Annotated in this window: 15 protein-coding genes; 5 read left to right on the forward strand and 10 right to left on the reverse strand. The window is 63.1% G+C overall.

Annotated features, from left to right (window positions below; genetic code table 11):
- Positions 1-105 precede the first annotated feature (105 nt).
- A complete protein-coding gene (locus DIS04_RS06370) occupies positions 106-1,209 on the forward strand; it encodes a hypothetical protein (protein ID WP_111412944.1) in 1,104 nt (367 codons plus the stop codon).
- A gap of 283 nt (positions 1,210-1,492) precedes the next feature.
- On the opposite strand, the gene DIS04_RS06375 is transcribed toward DIS04_RS06370, so the two are convergent.
- The 4 genes from DIS04_RS06375 to DIS04_RS06390 all read right to left on the reverse strand — a co-directional run bounded on the left by DIS04_RS06375 (position 1,493) and on the right by DIS04_RS06390 (position 5,777).
- Complete coding sequence (locus tag DIS04_RS06375; RefSeq protein ID WP_111412945.1) at positions 1,493-2,623, reverse strand: DcaP family trimeric outer membrane transporter; 1,131 nt, start codon at positions 2,621-2,623, stop codon at positions 1,493-1,495.
- Between the two features lie 352 nt (positions 2,624-2,975).
- Positions 2,976-4,601, reverse strand: a complete 1,626-nt coding sequence (locus DIS04_RS06380) for a hypothetical protein (RefSeq protein WP_245904503.1) — start codon at positions 4,599-4,601, stop codon at positions 2,976-2,978.
- A gap of 76 nt (positions 4,602-4,677) precedes the next feature.
- Positions 4,678-5,208, reverse strand: a complete 531-nt coding sequence (locus DIS04_RS06385; RefSeq protein WP_111412947.1) for a chromate transporter — start codon at positions 5,206-5,208, stop codon at positions 4,678-4,680.
- Positions 5,205-5,777 (reverse strand): chromate transporter, encoded by a 573-nt coding sequence (locus tag DIS04_RS06390; protein ID WP_111412948.1) that lies wholly within the window; start codon positions 5,775-5,777, stop codon positions 5,205-5,207. Before DIS04_RS06390 ends, DIS04_RS06385 begins: the two co-directional genes overlap by 4 nt.
- Between DIS04_RS06390 and DIS04_RS06395 the strand changes: the two genes are divergently transcribed.
- The 4 genes from DIS04_RS06395 to DIS04_RS06410 all read left to right on the forward strand — a co-directional run bounded on the left by DIS04_RS06395 (position 5,776) and on the right by DIS04_RS06410 (position 8,776).
- Positions 5,776-6,615 (forward strand): GntR family transcriptional regulator, encoded by an 840-nt coding sequence (locus DIS04_RS06395; RefSeq protein ID WP_422667609.1) that lies wholly within the window; start codon positions 5,776-5,778, stop codon positions 6,613-6,615. The genes DIS04_RS06390 and DIS04_RS06395 overlap by 2 nt on opposite strands.
- 158 nt (positions 6,616-6,773) lie before the next feature.
- On the forward strand, positions 6,774-7,574 hold the full coding sequence (locus tag DIS04_RS06400) for a creatininase family protein (protein WP_111412950.1): 801 nt from the start codon (positions 6,774-6,776) through the stop codon (positions 7,572-7,574).
- 71 nt (positions 7,575-7,645) lie between these two features.
- Positions 7,646-7,951 carry a ferredoxin gene (locus DIS04_RS06405; RefSeq protein WP_111412951.1) on the forward strand — a complete coding sequence of 102 codons (306 nt, stop codon included), beginning with the start codon at positions 7,646-7,648 and terminating at the stop codon, positions 7,949-7,951.
- 153 nt (positions 7,952-8,104) lie between these two features.
- A complete protein-coding gene (locus DIS04_RS06410) occupies positions 8,105-8,776 on the forward strand; it encodes a GntR family transcriptional regulator (protein ID WP_111412952.1) in 672 nt (223 codons plus the stop codon).
- Positions 8,777-8,833: 57 nt separating this feature from the next.
- Here the strand turns inward: DIS04_RS06410 and nadX are convergent, their stop codons facing one another.
- The 6 genes from nadX to DIS04_RS06440 all read right to left on the reverse strand — a co-directional run bounded on the left by nadX (position 8,834) and on the right by DIS04_RS06440 (position 14,004).
- Positions 8,834-9,667, reverse strand: a complete 834-nt coding sequence (gene nadX, locus DIS04_RS06415; RefSeq protein ID WP_245904504.1) for an aspartate dehydrogenase — start codon at positions 9,665-9,667, stop codon at positions 8,834-8,836.
- Positions 9,664-9,999 carry a 2Fe-2S iron-sulfur cluster-binding protein gene (locus DIS04_RS06420; protein WP_111412953.1) on the reverse strand — a complete coding sequence of 112 codons (336 nt, stop codon included), beginning with the start codon at positions 9,997-9,999 and terminating at the stop codon, positions 9,664-9,666. The genes nadX and DIS04_RS06420 overlap by 4 nt, the downstream gene beginning before the upstream one ends.
- Before the next feature lie 30 nt (positions 10,000-10,029).
- Positions 10,030-11,046: a 2Fe-2S iron-sulfur cluster-binding protein gene (locus DIS04_RS06425; protein WP_111412954.1), complete on the reverse strand. Its 1,017-nt coding sequence runs from the start codon at positions 11,044-11,046 to the stop codon at positions 10,030-10,032.
- A gap of 122 nt (positions 11,047-11,168) precedes the next feature.
- The gene (locus DIS04_RS06430; RefSeq protein ID WP_111412955.1) at positions 11,169-11,648 is read right to left on the reverse strand and encodes a GlcG/HbpS family heme-binding protein; all 480 of its coding nucleotides are present in this window, start codon (positions 11,646-11,648) and stop codon (positions 11,169-11,171) included.
- Positions 11,649-11,691: 43 nt separating this feature from the next.
- A complete protein-coding gene (locus DIS04_RS06435; protein ID WP_111412956.1) occupies positions 11,692-13,146 on the reverse strand; it encodes an aldehyde dehydrogenase family protein in 1,455 nt (484 codons plus the stop codon).
- A gap of 126 nt (positions 13,147-13,272) precedes the next feature.
- Positions 13,273-14,004 carry an iron-containing redox enzyme family protein gene (locus DIS04_RS06440; RefSeq protein ID WP_111412957.1) on the reverse strand — a complete coding sequence of 244 codons (732 nt, stop codon included), beginning with the start codon at positions 14,002-14,004 and terminating at the stop codon, positions 13,273-13,275.
- Positions 14,005-14,027: the final 23 nt, after the last annotated feature.

Genomic DNA, 14,027 nt, shown 5'->3' on the forward strand with positions numbered 1-14,027 from the left:
CGTTATCCACAAGCACCCGATCGATAACGTGGCCGCTCGAAACAGGTCCATTCGAAACATGGCCATTCGAAACAAGGCCCATTCAAAAACAATAGAGGCACCGACATGAAGACCTCAGTTACTACCCCTGAAGCGAAGGCCGCGCTGCCCGCGAGCAAGCGGGCCTGGAAGCGCATTGAAGTGGTCGGCATCGTACTGCTGTGCATCTGCTTGCTGACATTGCTGCTCTCGCCCACCAGTCTCTCGGGACTGTTCAACGCCATTCTCGATTCCGTGCGGCCCGTGGTGGTCGACGTCTTCCTTACCGGCGTGGTCGGCACGGCGATTATCGTCAGCGTGATCATCGGTCGGCTGCTGGAGCGGCTGGGCTTCACCGATGCCCTGGTACGCATCTTCGTGCCCGCCATGAAGCTTTTGGGCGTCAATCCGGCAGTGATCATTCCTAGCGTCTACAACATCTTCGGCGACATAAACGCGGCGGGTAAGATCTCCGGGCCGATCCTCAAGAAGGCGGGCGCCACCAAGGACGAGCAGAAGCTCGCCGTGGCCACCATGGTGCAGTCGCAGCAGTCGTTCTCCACATTCATGCTGGGACTGATGGCGCTGACCTTCGCCGGCGTCAACGTGTTTGCCGTGGTGCTGCTGGCGGTGTTCCTGCCGCTGGTGATTTCGCCATTGATCCTGTCGAAGGTGCTCTATCGTGATGTCAAGCGAGTCGAGATCGGTCATCTGCCCACATTCACCCCGGATCGCGACTTCGTACCTACGCTGTTCAGCGCCGCGCGAGAGGGCGTAGAGCTGCTGCTGTTGATCCTGATTCCAGCCGTGGCTCTGGTCTTCGCCGTGATCGGCGTGCTCGACTACGCCGGCATCTGGGCGCCGATCGAGGCGGGACTCGGCAAGGTCATGCTGATGTTCAACATCCACCCGGAAACTGGCGTGTTATCGGTGCTGGTGAGCCCGACCCTGGCCATGGGGCAGCTACAGAGCATCGCCGCCGAACTCGATCCTTCGCTGGTGGTCGGCTCTTTCGTATTGGCCTCCTCGGGCCTGCCGCTTTCCGCTGTATTCGGCCAGGTGCCGGTAGTGTGGGCGGAAAGCTCAGACCTCTCCGAGCGGGAGGCCATGGGGGCCGCCGTGCTGGGTATCGCGATGCGCCTGGTCACGGCTTTCGTAATCGCCTTCTTCGTTACACCGCTGGTGGTGTAGCGAACGATGCTGGCCGGCTGGATATCTCCAGCCGGTCATGCCTGGGGCAGGCTGATCTCTGAACGCTAGGTATCCCAGTAGCGCTTGTACAGCTCGTTCAGTACCTTGTCCATGGCGATGCACAGCAGGGTCCAAGGCCCTCCGGCCAATGGACGGTGCTGTCGTCATCGGCATGACTGCAAGATGAAACCCCGACCTGAGGGGTCGGGGGAAGGCCAACGAAAACAGTGTTGGCATGCCAGGAGGTTCACTTAACCACTTGGATAACGCGTCTTGCAGGAACTTAGAAGCTGTACATCACCATTCCCTGAATGCGCGAGGCATCGCCCTTGGGCCCCTCTACCGTCTCGCGCTTGTTCCAGTTGGCTTCGATGCCGTAGCTGATACGATCGCTCTGTGCGGGCGACCAGATATAGTTGATCCAGGCCGCCTCGTAGGTATCGTCGTTGGTGGTGAAAGCGGGATTGCTGTCGAGGTCGGCGTTGATCAGGCTGTAGGCGGCGTTGAAGTCGCCCGGGCCCACCGCAAGACTGGCCCCCAGGGTGCCGCCGGTCGACTCGATGGTCTCCAGCTCACCCTCGGACGTGGCGAAGGCTGGGGCGATCTGGGGGTTGCCCTGGTTGTAGCCGCCGATGCCATCGCCATGGGTCAAGGCGCCGCGCAGCGTCAAATTACCCATTTCCATGGCGACCTCGACCCCCAGTCCCCAACCCAACGCGGCGTCGCTGGCTGCCGGCGTCTCGATGCCACTGCTATCGAACTCGAGGTAGCGGGCGACCCCTGAAAAGGAGTAATGAAAGGTTCCCTCCGTGTCGGTATAGCGCAACGTGACGTCGGGTAGCTGACTCTTGGCGCCCGGGGCCGAAACCTGACCGCCTTCATCGGCGGGATTTTCCAGCGCCATGGAGAGCTTGCCTGAGGTATAGCGGAGCTGAGGCTGGCGCTCCACGGCGGGTCGGCCTGTCGGACCGGTAAAGGAGATCAGCGGAGTGCTGGAGACGAACCCCGCGAAGTTTGTCCAGGTCTGGCCAGCCAGTAAATCGTTCCACTCGCCATAGGCGTGACGCAGGCGAAAGGCGGAGCCGTCGCCATAGAAATCACCTTCGATCGTGGTTTTCAGCTCGCTACCGGCCACCGGGCTGGAGGTGCTGAAGCCGATACGGCTCTCGCGAGCATGCATGTTGAAATGACCGTCGGAGCCCTCGTCCCCATCCAATCGCGGGGCGGAGCGGTCAACCGTATCGCCGAGTTCGTTGTCGATATCGTAGATGACGTCCAGCTTGACATAACCGAAGATCGAGGCGGTCGTTTCCCCGACTTCAAACTCGTAGGCATGGGTGGATACGGCAGCAGCCAGTGTCATGGCACCGACGGAGAGAAGGGCAATCTGTTTGGCGTTGTTCTGTGTCGTCACTTTCTGATCCTTTCGCTGTCTCGTGGATGTGTCTTGTGATGGATACCTGAGCGCCGCTTCGGCGTGACTCGAGCAGGCTCCAGGCGGTTTGCATGATTTCGGTCGTTGGCCTGCGTCGGCCTGTGGGAGGTGAGGGACTCACCCAGATCGCTCGGCTCCACCAGCGAGGTGGTAATCCACCTGTCAATGGAAGGACCTGGGCGTTGGCGAGTTGTCGGCCGTACCCGTCTTGCCAGGCATCACAGTCATTGCTATGGCATATGGTATGCCACTGGGTTCGCAGCTGGATGCCGGAACGGCGACTCGGAGGCGGAGGCAGTACTGAGTTCCGCTCCTGCCGGGCTGCCCTTGGCTACATGAGCAGCACGGCCAGTAGCGCTGCCACGGCGATGCCGGACATCACCGGAACGAAATTGCGCCGTACCAGAGACGCGGGATGGACGCCGGCGATGCCGGCATCGGCTGCCACGCCGAAGGCCCAGGCCGCCAGCGTGCCGCCGCCCGCGAAGATGGCTGCCACCTGCCCCAGGGCAGCCAGCACGTTGACGTCGACGCCGGCACCGGTACCCAGCGCACCGGACAGCGAACCTACCAGAGGCAGACCCGAGAAGCCCGACCCGTCCATGCCGGAAAGCAGGCCGATGAAGGCCATGCCGAAGGCCAGCAGGAAGACGTTGCCGTCGATGTAGTGGCCGATGTTGTGACCGATATCGAACAAGTAGCCTGTTGCGCTGGCGCCGATGACGTGTTCGGAATGCTCGGGGTGGCCGAGGAAGAAGAACCCGGCAATCGGGATGATCGGAGCGAAGATCTTGATGGCAAAAAAGAAGCCTTCGCGGGTATAGCTGCTGATGCCGTCCAGGGCGTGGTGACCGTGGCCAGCGAAGGAGGAGAGCACCAGCAGCAGGGTCGCCGTGCCGCCCAGGAGGGCCGTGGCATCGCCACCGCGAATTGCCTGGTCGGGCGTGAACAGAGCGCGGAAGATCATCAGTGCCGCAATGCCGAGCAGTATCAGCGGCACGGCGACGGCAAAGAGGCGCGCATAAGGGCCGGCTGCAGGTTCCGGCGTCTCTTCGACCGTATCGGCGTGCACGGCGGCGGCGCCTGCCGAGCGAGGAGCGAAGACTGTATCTCCTCGCGGGGTCTCCAGCGCCCCCGAGCGCATGTCGCGGCGCAGGTGCAGGCAAGCGAGTGTGACTGCCACGACACCCACCACAAAGGAGAACAGCAAGGTATAGGGAATCAGCGTCGTCGTCTCGATACCCGCGGCTCCGGCAGTCAGTCGGCTAGCGCCCTGGATCACCGGGTCGGCGGAGAGCGCCATGCCATGGCCGAACAGGTTGACCGCCATGGCGGCGCCGATGGCCGGCAGGCCCACCTGCATGGCGACGGGGATCAGCACGGTGCCGACCAGCGCCACGGCCGGCGTGGGCCAGAAAAACGCCGCGGCAATGTACATGGTGATACCGAGGGCGAAGAACGCAGTCCAGGGCCCGATCATCAACTTCTTCATCGGTGCCACCATGAGCCTGTCGGCGCCTTGGTGCTGCAACGATTTCAGCATGGCCACCATCAGAGCAATGACCAGCATGATGTCGAAGAGCTCGTTGCCGGCATTGAGCAGGGCGCGAAAAACCACTTGTACGGCAAAGATAAGTTGGTTGGTTCCGCCATCATGGGGAGCTTCGGCCAGCAGGCCCAGCATGAAGATGCCGGCAATGGACGGGATGATGACGCCCTTGCGGAAGCCGATGGAAACGAAGATCGCCAGGATCACCAGAAGGAAGACCCAGTGCGATGCGGTGAGTTGTACCTGTTCGAGTTGTTCCATGTTGCACCTTGTCGTGTCGTCAGGCTTGGCGATGGCGGAGCCGAGAATGTCGGGCGGCCCATCGAGTGCTTGTAGTTGTGGGATGCTGTATAGCCACGGATCGATTTGCCACATGCCACGAAAGCGGTGCTGACGTTTTCCGTGCATGTGAGGGGGTCAGGTTCGATAAGTCTGCATGTCGTCTCCTGTCGTCGAGAGGTGGCAGAGGGAGCGGTCGGCGAAGCTAGCCGAGCACCAAGCCGCCGTATATCAGCGAGCCGGCGACCACGAAGGCGGGGTGGACTCTGAAGCAAAGCAGGGCGATGGCCGCCGCTGCAGCGATCAGTAGCGTATGCGGCAGACCGGCCGTGGCCAGGCTTGTCGAAAAGAAGCTGACGACCAGGCCAGCCATCATCATGGCGATGACCGGACGTACCCACTGGCTCATGCGCTTCACCTGTGGCGAGTCGCGATAGCGATAAAGCAGCCCCAGGGCGCCCAGCATAAGCAGCATGGTGGGCACGACGGTGGCGAAGAGAGCGGCTGCAGCGCCGCCAACGCCCGCCACCTCGTAGCCGACATAGCCAGCCATCTTGGTGGCGATGGGGCTGGGCAGGGCATTGCCCAGCCCCAATACCTCAGCGAATTCCTGGCCGCTCATCCAGCCGTAGCGGCCCACCACTTCCGCTTCTATCAGCGGAATGATTGCCGGCCCGCCGCCATAGCCGATGATGTTGGGAATGAAAAAGGCGAGGAAAAGTTCGAAGTAGATCATCGCGTCGCCTCCTTGGTGGCCTTGCTTCTCGCCAGCGACGGCAGCAAGGCGGCGATCAGCAGTGCGCCGATCACCAGTCCGGGGTGAAGGCCGAGCCAGTAGATCAGCACCCCGGCCACACCAGCCATCACCAGGCTCACCGACCAGCCCAGCGCCAGGCGCGACTTCTGCAGGAAGTCCCACGCGAGCTGTCCCATCATCACCATGACCACCGGCACCACGCCCTGGCCCATGCCGTGGATCCAGCTCACCTCGCGATAGCGGCTGAAGGCGCCCAGCATCAAGATCATCGCTACGACCATTGGCAGGATCACGGCCAGCACGGCATTGATGCAGCCGAGCGTGCCGCCGACGCGAAAACCGATATAGCCAGGCATCTTGGTGGCAATGGGGCCGGGCAGGGTGTTGGCGATGGCCAGCACGTCGGCGAACTCTTCGTCCTGCATCCAGCCGCGCCGCTTGACCACTTCCTGGTGTACCAAAGGAATCATGGATGGGCCGCCTCCAAAGCCGAGAAGCCCGATCCGGAGGAAGGAAGAAAATAGCTTTCCCTGTTGCGATGCCATCATGTCTGCAGGTGTCCTGGTCGGTGTCACAGGCGATTTCATAGAGAAACAAGCATTTAGGTTGAGCTTGGGTTGTATTTTTTATCGAAATAATCGATTATTTGACCTAGATTATAAAGCGGAAAGCCGCCCGTCAAGAGCGGTATACCAAATTCCAAAAAACGAATGGAGCAACGCCATGAACGACACCATCAAGCAGGGAGGCGCTACCGCGGCGAGCCGAATCTACGAAATGCTGCGTCAGGATCTGCTCAATGGCCGATACGGCGCGGGTGAGCGTCTTTCCATTTCGCTGTTGCGGGATACCTACCAGGTGGGATTGAGCCCGCTGCGCGAGGCGCTCAACCGCCTTGCGGCGTATGGCCTGTTGAGGCAGGAGAATCAGCGCGGTTTCCGGGTGCTCGAACTGAGCCCGGAAGAACTCGTCGACATCACGGAGATGCGCCGGCAACTGGAGGGCAGGGCGCTGGAGTTGGCCGTCCAGCATGGCGACGAGGAGTGGGAATCGCAACTGCTGGCGGCCAATCACCGGCTGACCAGGGCCGCGACCCAGGCGCCGGTCGTCGAGTGGGAGCTGTTGCACTCGCGCTTTCACAATGCCCTGGTAGCGCCCTGTGGCTCGGCCTGGCTGTTGCGATTCATCACCCAGCTTCACGATCAGTTCGACCGCTATCGCCGGCTGGCGCCGCGCCATGATGAGTTGCGCCACCGGCTCGATGCACAGCATCAGGAGCTGGTGGACCTGGCCCTGGCTCGCAATGCTCGCCGTGCCCGCGAAGTGCTGGAGGAGCACATCACGCTTTCAAGCGAAGTGGCCATGCTCAGCTGTGAACAGGTTTGAGGGCCGGGCAAGCATGGTTCGCGGCAAAACGGGCTTTACACCCGCCGGGGTCTTGGTCTAGTGTTTGGTGTATGGTATACCAAATACCAGTTACTTTACCCGATAACCACCGCCTGCCGTAACAATGCCCGGCGCGCAGGTGCCCGAAGGAGAGCGGGATGGAAAGCTACCTTCTGACCGAGATGACCTGGCCGGAGATCGAAGATGCGTTGAAGAGTGTCAAGCTGGCCATCGTGCCGGTCGGCGCCCACGAGCAGCACGGACCCCACATGAACGAGAGTTGCGATGCGGTGCTGGCCACTGAAATGGCCAAGCGCCTGGCCGCCAGGCTTCACCCTTGGGTCCTGGTCACACCCACCGTCAATATGGGTGTTTCCCCTCACCATATGAATTTTCCCGGCACGATCAGCCTGCGCCCCGAAACGCTGCTGGCCGTGCTGCGCGACATGGTCGTCTCGCTCAAGCATCATGGGATCGACAAGGTGCTGTTTCTCAATAGCCACGGCGGCAATCAGGGAACCCTGGGCCAGGCCTGTGCGAGCTTTTCCCAGGAGCTGGACGTGGACTGCTACTACGCCAAGACCACGGCTTCCGCGAAGCAGGCGATGAAGGCGCACATCTCCTCGACCCTTTTCGGGCATAGCTGCGAGCGCGAGGTTTCCGAAGCTTACTATCTCGCCCCTCACCTGGTGCGCCCAGAGCGTCTCGAGAAGGGTGATATCGTCCATGGCGGTCGTTGGGAAGGAATGCGTCCTGGCCAGGCCATGCAAGGTTTCTACCGCTATGAGGAAATGACACGTAACGGCTGTATCGGCGATGCCACTCGGGCCAGCTACGCCATCGGCGAGGCCATTGTCGAGGAGGCGTTGGAGGAGCTTTCCGCAGCGCTGCGTCCCCTGTTGGAAGAGGCGCCCGCGCCGATGCACGCGGCGCATGGCGAGCGGGAGCTTGCGAGCTGAGCCCTGCTGCGCGCAAAGCGGTCAGCGATCCAGTTCAACACGACCCGACCACAACAACAGAGAGCACCGACATGTACATCATCCTGACAAGCAAGCTGGGCGAATACGATGCCAGGCCGGGGCAGGGCATCGCCCCCGTCGAGACCTACGAGTACTTCTTCTATGGCAAGAAGAAGGCGAATTTCACCATTGCCGAGGTCGACGGTGATCAGGGGCGAGTAAGTATCGTCGAGACCGCCGAAGATGGCGTGACCAACAGCGTGCCGCTGAAGTTCTTCGAGCGCTTCGGCAGCGTCGAGGCGGCACGCGCCGAATTGAAGCAGCTGGTGACTTTCGGCTCGATCGACGCCCGCTTGGAAAAGACGCCGGTGAACTGATCCGGTTCCTACCGTGGCACACGCCCTCGGCCATGCTGTCCGAGGGCTGTTTCGTTTATGGCCCTTCGTGTACCACATGCTCCAGGGCCTTGCTGTTATGTTAAGCTGTCGAGGTTCCTCCCATCCGCCGAGAAACCGTCAATGGTAGCCCGCATGGCCGACATCTGGACCCAGGAAGACCTCTCTCCGATCCGCGATAAGGTGTACACCTATCTCAAGGACGCCATCCTGCGTGGCGAATACAAGGCGGGCGATCGCTTGGTCGAACGGGTGCTGGCCGAGAAACTCAATATCAGCCGGACCCCGATTCGCGAGGCGCTGTTCCGGCTCGAGACCCAGCGTTTCGTGCGCACGGTGCCGCGTCGAGGGGTGGTGGTCAACGAAATCCCCCAGGCCGAGATCCTCGAGGTGTTCATGATCCTGGCGTCGCTGGAGTCACTCGCCGTGCGCCTGGCCGCCGAGAAAGTGGACGGTGCGACCGAGACGGAAATCGACCAGTTGATGGCGGAGATGGATGCGGCATTGAGTGACGGCAATGGTGAGGATGCCGTGGAGCTCAATGTGAAGTACAACGAGCTGATCGGTCGTGCCGCCGGCAATCCCAAGTTGCACGAAATGCTGGTCGACCTGAAGGACTACGTGCGTGCCTTTTCCAATCTCAGCAGCAGTCTTCCAGGACGTACCAAAGAGGCACTGCGCGAGCACAAGGACATCCTGAACGCGGTGCGCAGCGGTGAGGCCGACCTGGCCGAGAGTTTCACCCGCATCCACCTCGAGAAATCGAAGAAGGCCTACCTGAGTGGTTCCATGGCGGCGGGTGATTGAGATTTGCGCCGAAGGGGTGGTGCAACAGGGCGCCGCCGGGCCTTCGGCGCCCTGAGGTCAGCCGATCACCAGGGGAGCCGAAAGACTCTTCAACGCCCGGATAACGCTCATGGCGACAATATAGCCGGTCTTGGGGTTGTTGGGTGAGGGCGTGTTCCGGACTTCGATACGCACCTCGCCGAACAGGCCCTTGGCGGACACCTCATGCATGTTCTTGTCGATGGTGGGATCGACCAGTACCCGCACCTTGGTGGCTTCGAAGCCCACGCCTGCCAGGCTCAGCGCCGCCGAGACATTGACGCTCTCGGGAAAGACCCGGGATGACTCACGGGCATTGCCCTCGAAGATCAGCGTCGGCTGCGTCACCGTATCGAGATCCACCACCTCCTCGGCGAAGGTGCCACGCCACGCCTTGACCGGCTTGCGGGTCGTCAGCGTGACGCGCTCCAGTGGACCCTGGGCGGCAGCGGAGATACGGTCGAGACCGGCGATCGCCGCCGAGGGTACCAGCACCCGCTGGCCATGCCGCTCGGCGCTGGCCATGACCCGGTCGAACAGTGCCGGGTCGCAGAAGGCGCCGACCGAGACCACCATGAAGTCGCAGCCATGGGCGAGTGAGGACTCGGCATAGCGGACCACGGCCGCGTGGCCCGCCGTCTCGACCACCACGTCGGGAGTGCAGGTGAAGAAGGCCTCCTCGCTGTCGGTGAAGTGACAGCCTTCCGGAGCAACGTCGGCATACTTGGCCACGTCGCGCACCAGCACGGCGACCAGGCGGCTGTTGCCCGCCTGGCCGCCGAGGATGGCCTCGGCGACGTCCTTGCCGGCGGTGCCATAGCCGATGAGGCCGACCCGTGTCGTCTTCTCGCTGTTAGTCATGGTGCTGCTCATGCCTCCGCCTTGGACTGGACCTGCCGTGCGCTGGTGCCGCCTTTGGGCGCCTCTTCCCAGGAGACCTTGACGTCGCCCTTGAGGAAGGTCTGGCAGGCCAGGCGGTAGCCCTGCTCGAGCTCTTCGGCCGAGAGCAGCTTCTCTTCCTTCTTCTTCACCGCGTCGGTGTTCTCGCGGCCCTCCTCGACGAGGCACTTGCAGGTGCCGCAAAGCCCGCCGCCGCACTTGAACGGGATCCCGCCCTTCTCGCGCAACGAGATGCGCAGCAGGTTGGAATCTTCCGGGGCGCTGATGACCTTGCCGCCATTGGTGATAAATGTGATATCCGGCATGTCGATTACCTCGCTGGATCCGGTGATGCCTCAGGCCACGCTGCCTTCGAGCTCATGGGTGAAGTTGAAGCTGTCGGCATAGATGCGCTCGACGTCGAGGCCGCGTTGGGAAAAGCTCGTCTTGGCGGCGGCGATCATTGGCGGCGGGCCGCACAGGTAGGCATCGAAGGCGCTGAGGTCATCGAAGTCCTGGCATACCGCCTCGTGCACGAATCCGCGGCGACCGCCCCACTCGGGGTCGGGCTCCGAGAGCACCGGCACGTAGCGGAAGTCGGGCAGCGTCCTGGCCCACTCATTGAGCTGCTCGTCGAGGTAGAGATCTTCCGCGCGGCGCACGCCCCAGTAGAGGGTCAGGCTCGGGCGGTCGGGCTCGTCCAGCAGCGATTCGATGATGCTCTTGAGCGGCGCCAGGCCGGTGCCGCCGCCGACCAGCAACAGGTCGCGAGGGCTCTCGGCGTCGTGGCGGAAGGTGCCGAGGGGCAGTTCCACGTCGAGGGTGTCGCCGGGCTTGTAATGAGACTCGAGCCTGCCGGTGAAGTAGCCACCCGGCACGCGGCGGATATGGAAATCGAACAGTTCGCCGCGGTGGGGCGAGGCCATGGAGAAGCTGCGCGGGCTGCCGTCGTCCAGCATCACGTTGAGATACTGGCCGGGATGGAACTCCACCTCGCTGGCCGTCGGGATGCTCAGCACCAGGTGGGTCACATCGTGGCTCAGCTTGTCCAGCCGCTCGATGGTGGCGACATGGAAGTCGGCCGGGATGAAGCCCGCCGGCAGCAGCTTGGCGCTGATGATCAAGTCGCCCTGGGCGCACGCCTGACAGGCCAGGGCATAGCCCTCCCCGGCCTCCTCTTCGGTCAGCCCGAAGGGAAACTCCTCATATTCGACTTCGCCTTCGAGCAGCTTGACCCGGCAGGCGCCGCAGCCGCCGAAGCGGCAGTCATGCACGAGCGGAAAGCCCGCACGCTCGGCGGCCTCGAGCAGCGGTTCTCCCGGCAGGGCTTCGAAAGAATCCGAGGTTTCGGAGAGAGTGATACGGTAGCTCATGGCAGCCTCCTCGAGCTCACCCGCCCAGGGCCTGGGCCTTGTCGTCATCGGCGGGTATCGGCGCTCGGCCGGTCGTCAGGGGAGTCGGCAAGGGGTGGGTGCCGCTTGCCGACGTCTCATGCTTATTTCTTGATATCGGCTTCGACCACGACCTCGTGGCCGGACTCGCGCAGGTGGTCCTGGAGCGCCTGCAGGGCGGCCAAGCCGGCCTGGGTATCCTGCTCGCCGTTGCCGCCGCTCAGGCCGACACCGCCGATCACCTCGCCATCCACGACGATGGGAAAGCCGCCGACAAACACGGCGAACTTGCCCTCGAAGCTCCACTGGATGCCGAATGCTTCATTGCCCGGCAGGGCGGGGCCGTTGGGGGCGGTGTTGAACAGGTGGGTCGAACGCTTGTGCCCGGCGGCGGTGAAGGCCTTGTTCCAGGCGATCTGCGGGCCGGTGACACGCGCGCCGTTCATGCGTTCCATGGCCAGCGGATAGCCGCCGTCATCCACCACGCAGATGGTTTCCAGCACCCCGATTTCCTCGGAGCGCTGCTTGGCGGCGTCCACCATCAGCTTGGCTTCTTCCAGTTCCAGTCGGAATACCTGTTTCATGGGGTCTCACCTTGTCGTCAGGTTGTCGTTGTAGATGCCGCGCTCAGCGGCCGATGTAGACGGTCTTGCTCTGAGTGAAGAAATCCAGCCCGGCGCGCCCCGACTCGCGGAACGTGGAGGTGCTCGACTGCTTCAGGCCGCCGAAGGGGGCGTTGACCAGGTTGCCGGTAGTGGTGCGGTTGACCTTCACCGTGCCGGCCTGGATATCGAGCGGGAAGCGCTGGATATGGGCGATGTCGTTGGTCACCAGGGCGGCCGACAGGCCGTAGGGCGTATCGTTGGCCTTGGCGATGGCATCCTCGTAGCCGTCGACCTCGATCACCGCGACCACGGGGCCAAAGATCTCCTCGCGGGCGATGCGCATCTCCTGGGTCACGTCGCTGAAGATCGCCGGCGCCACGTAGAAGCCCTTGGCGTAGTCGCCCTCGGTGAGGTGTTCACCGCCGTGAACGAGCGTGGCCTCCTGCTTGCCGGCCTCGATGTAGCCGAGCACGCTGTCGAGCTGCTGACGAGTGGCCAGCGGGCCGATCTGGGTGCCCTCGGTCATGCCGTTGCCGATCTTCAGCGTCTTGACCCTCTCCACCAGACGCGCCAGGTATTCCTGCTTGCGGCCGCGGGCGATCAGCACCCGGCTGGTGCCGGTGCAGGCCTGGCCGGTCAGCGAGAAGCCGCCCTTCACGGTGAGGTCGACCGCGGTATCGATGTCGGCGTCGTCGAGTACGATCAAGGGGTTCTTGCCACCGAGTTCCATCTGGGTTCGGGTGGCCATGGCCGCGGTGCGGTGAATGCGCTCACCGGCGGCGGTGGAGCCGGTGAAGGAAATCGCCTTCACCGCCGGATTGGCCGTGATCTCTTCGCCGATTGCCGAGGCAGCGCCGGTGATGAAGTTGAACACGCCTGCCGGAACGCCGGCATGGTGCAAGGCCTCGGCCAGGCGGTAACCGATCAGCGGTGCATCCGACGAGGGCTTGAACACGACGCTGTTGCCGGTGATCAGGGCCGGGGCGATCTTGCGTGCCGGGATCGAGATGGGGAAGTTCCACGGCGTGATGATGGTGGCCACCCCGAGTGGCTCGCGCTGGGTGTAGACCATCATCTTGGCGTCGTCCTGGGGGAAGGTTTCGCCGGTGATGGTCTGCCCCTCGACCGCGTAGAAGCGCAGGGTCTGGGCGGAACGCGCGATTTCGTCACGGCTGTTGGCCAACAGCTTGCCTTCCTCGCGAGTCAGCTCCTCGGCGAACTGCTCGATGTTTTGCATCAGGTAGTCGGCGGCCCGGTTGAGGATCTTGGCGCGCTGCGAGATCGGAGTCGCGCGCCAGGCGGCGAAGGAGCGGTCGGCCACAGTGATGGCCTGGCGTGCGTCTTCGGCGGTGGATGCCTGGAACCGGCCGAGCAGGTCGTCCTGGTCGGCGGGGTTGCGGTTCTCGAAGGTTTCCCCCGAGGCGCTGGCGACCCACTGGCCGTCGATATAGTTGAGAAACTGGGTTGCGTTATCCAAGACGCTTACCTCTTTGTCGTCGCTGGCTGTCGTCACGGGCTGTCTTGACGCTCCCGGCCGCGTGGCGGCCATCTGCTGGCGGCGGGCCAGCAGATGACGTGACGCGAGACCGGGGAGGGGGCTCGATCAGGCCGCCATGTCGAGTTCGGTGAGGGGCAGCTCGTCGGCGACATAGTCGTAGTACAGCGCTGTGGTATAGAGCAGGCGCATCTGGGCGCCGATCTCGCAGATCTTCAGGCAGCGCTGCTGCAGCTCGACCGTGTCGGCATGCTCCAGCACGATCTGGTAGCCGCGCTCGCCGTGGATCTCGTCGGAGACGATGTGCAGATCGAAGAATTCGACTTCCTCGTCGGTGAAGCCGTACTTCTCGCGCAGGGTCGGGGTCTGTCGACGGTAGATCGAGGGCACCTGGGACTCCAGGCCGACGACCAGGGCCGCCACGGCAACCACCGGGTGCTCGCGCATGGCCACGGCGTAGCACCAGCTCTGCAGGCCTCGGGTGGTGGGCGACATGTTGTCCGGGTTCTCGACGCGCTCGCGGGTGGTGCCGCAGGCCTCGGCGAAGCGAATCAGCAGGTCGGTATGGCGATCGCCGCCCAGCTCTTCCTCGTACATGTTCTGCAGCAGGAAGTCCTTGGCTTCGGTGTAGCTCTCCGGCGTGTTGGCATAGATATAGGCCAGGTAGTCGGCGAAGGGGCCCACGTAGTGGTAGTGGTTCTCGGCCCAGCGGGCGAGGTGCTCGCGCGACAGCTTGCCACTGGCCCAGGCCACGCTGAACGGTGCCTTGTTGGCGCTCTTGCCCTTGATGGCTTCTTCCAGGGCGGTACGGAATTCGTCGCGATTCATCAACTGTGCCATGGGGGAGGACTCCTGTTTGTCGC

The sequence above is a fragment of the Billgrantia lactosivorans genome, assembly GCF_003254665.1.
GTDB lineage: Bacteria > Pseudomonadota > Gammaproteobacteria > Pseudomonadales > Halomonadaceae > Halomonas > Halomonas lactosivorans.

Coding starts and splice junctions, on each gene's coding strand:
- DIS04_RS06370 (WP_111412944.1), top strand. CDS start 106: ATGAAGACCTCAGTTACTACCCCTGAAGCGAAGGCCGCGCTGCCCGCG.
- DIS04_RS06380 (WP_245904503.1), bottom strand. CDS start 4,601: ATGCACGGAAAACGTCAGCACCGCTTTCGTGGCATGTGGCAAATCGAT.
- DIS04_RS06385 (WP_111412947.1), bottom strand. CDS start 5,208: ATGATCTACTTCGAACTTTTCCTCGCCTTTTTCATTCCCAACATCATC.
- DIS04_RS06395 (WP_422667609.1), top strand. CDS start 5,776: ATGTCTGCAGGTGTCCTGGTCGGTGTCACAGGCGATTTCATAGAGAAA.
- DIS04_RS06390 (WP_111412948.1), bottom strand. CDS start 5,777: ATGATGGCATCGCAACAGGGAAAGCTATTTTCTTCCTTCCTCCGGATC.
- DIS04_RS06400 (WP_111412950.1), top strand. CDS start 6,774: ATGGAAAGCTACCTTCTGACCGAGATGACCTGGCCGGAGATCGAAGAT.
- DIS04_RS06405 (WP_111412951.1), top strand. CDS start 7,646: ATGTACATCATCCTGACAAGCAAGCTGGGCGAATACGATGCCAGGCCG.
- DIS04_RS06410 (WP_111412952.1), top strand. CDS start 8,105: ATGGCCGACATCTGGACCCAGGAAGACCTCTCTCCGATCCGCGATAAG.
- nadX (WP_245904504.1), bottom strand. CDS start 9,667: ATGAGCAGCACCATGACTAACAGCGAGAAGACGACACGGGTCGGCCTC.
- DIS04_RS06420 (WP_111412953.1), bottom strand. CDS start 9,999: ATGCCGGATATCACATTTATCACCAATGGCGGCAAGGTCATCAGCGCC.
- DIS04_RS06425 (WP_111412954.1), bottom strand. CDS start 11,046: ATGAGCTACCGTATCACTCTCTCCGAAACCTCGGATTCTTTCGAAGCC.
- DIS04_RS06430 (WP_111412955.1), bottom strand. CDS start 11,648: ATGAAACAGGTATTCCGACTGGAACTGGAAGAAGCCAAGCTGATGGTG.
- DIS04_RS06440 (WP_111412957.1), bottom strand. CDS start 14,004: ATGGCACAGTTGATGAATCGCGACGAATTCCGTACCGCCCTGGAAGAA.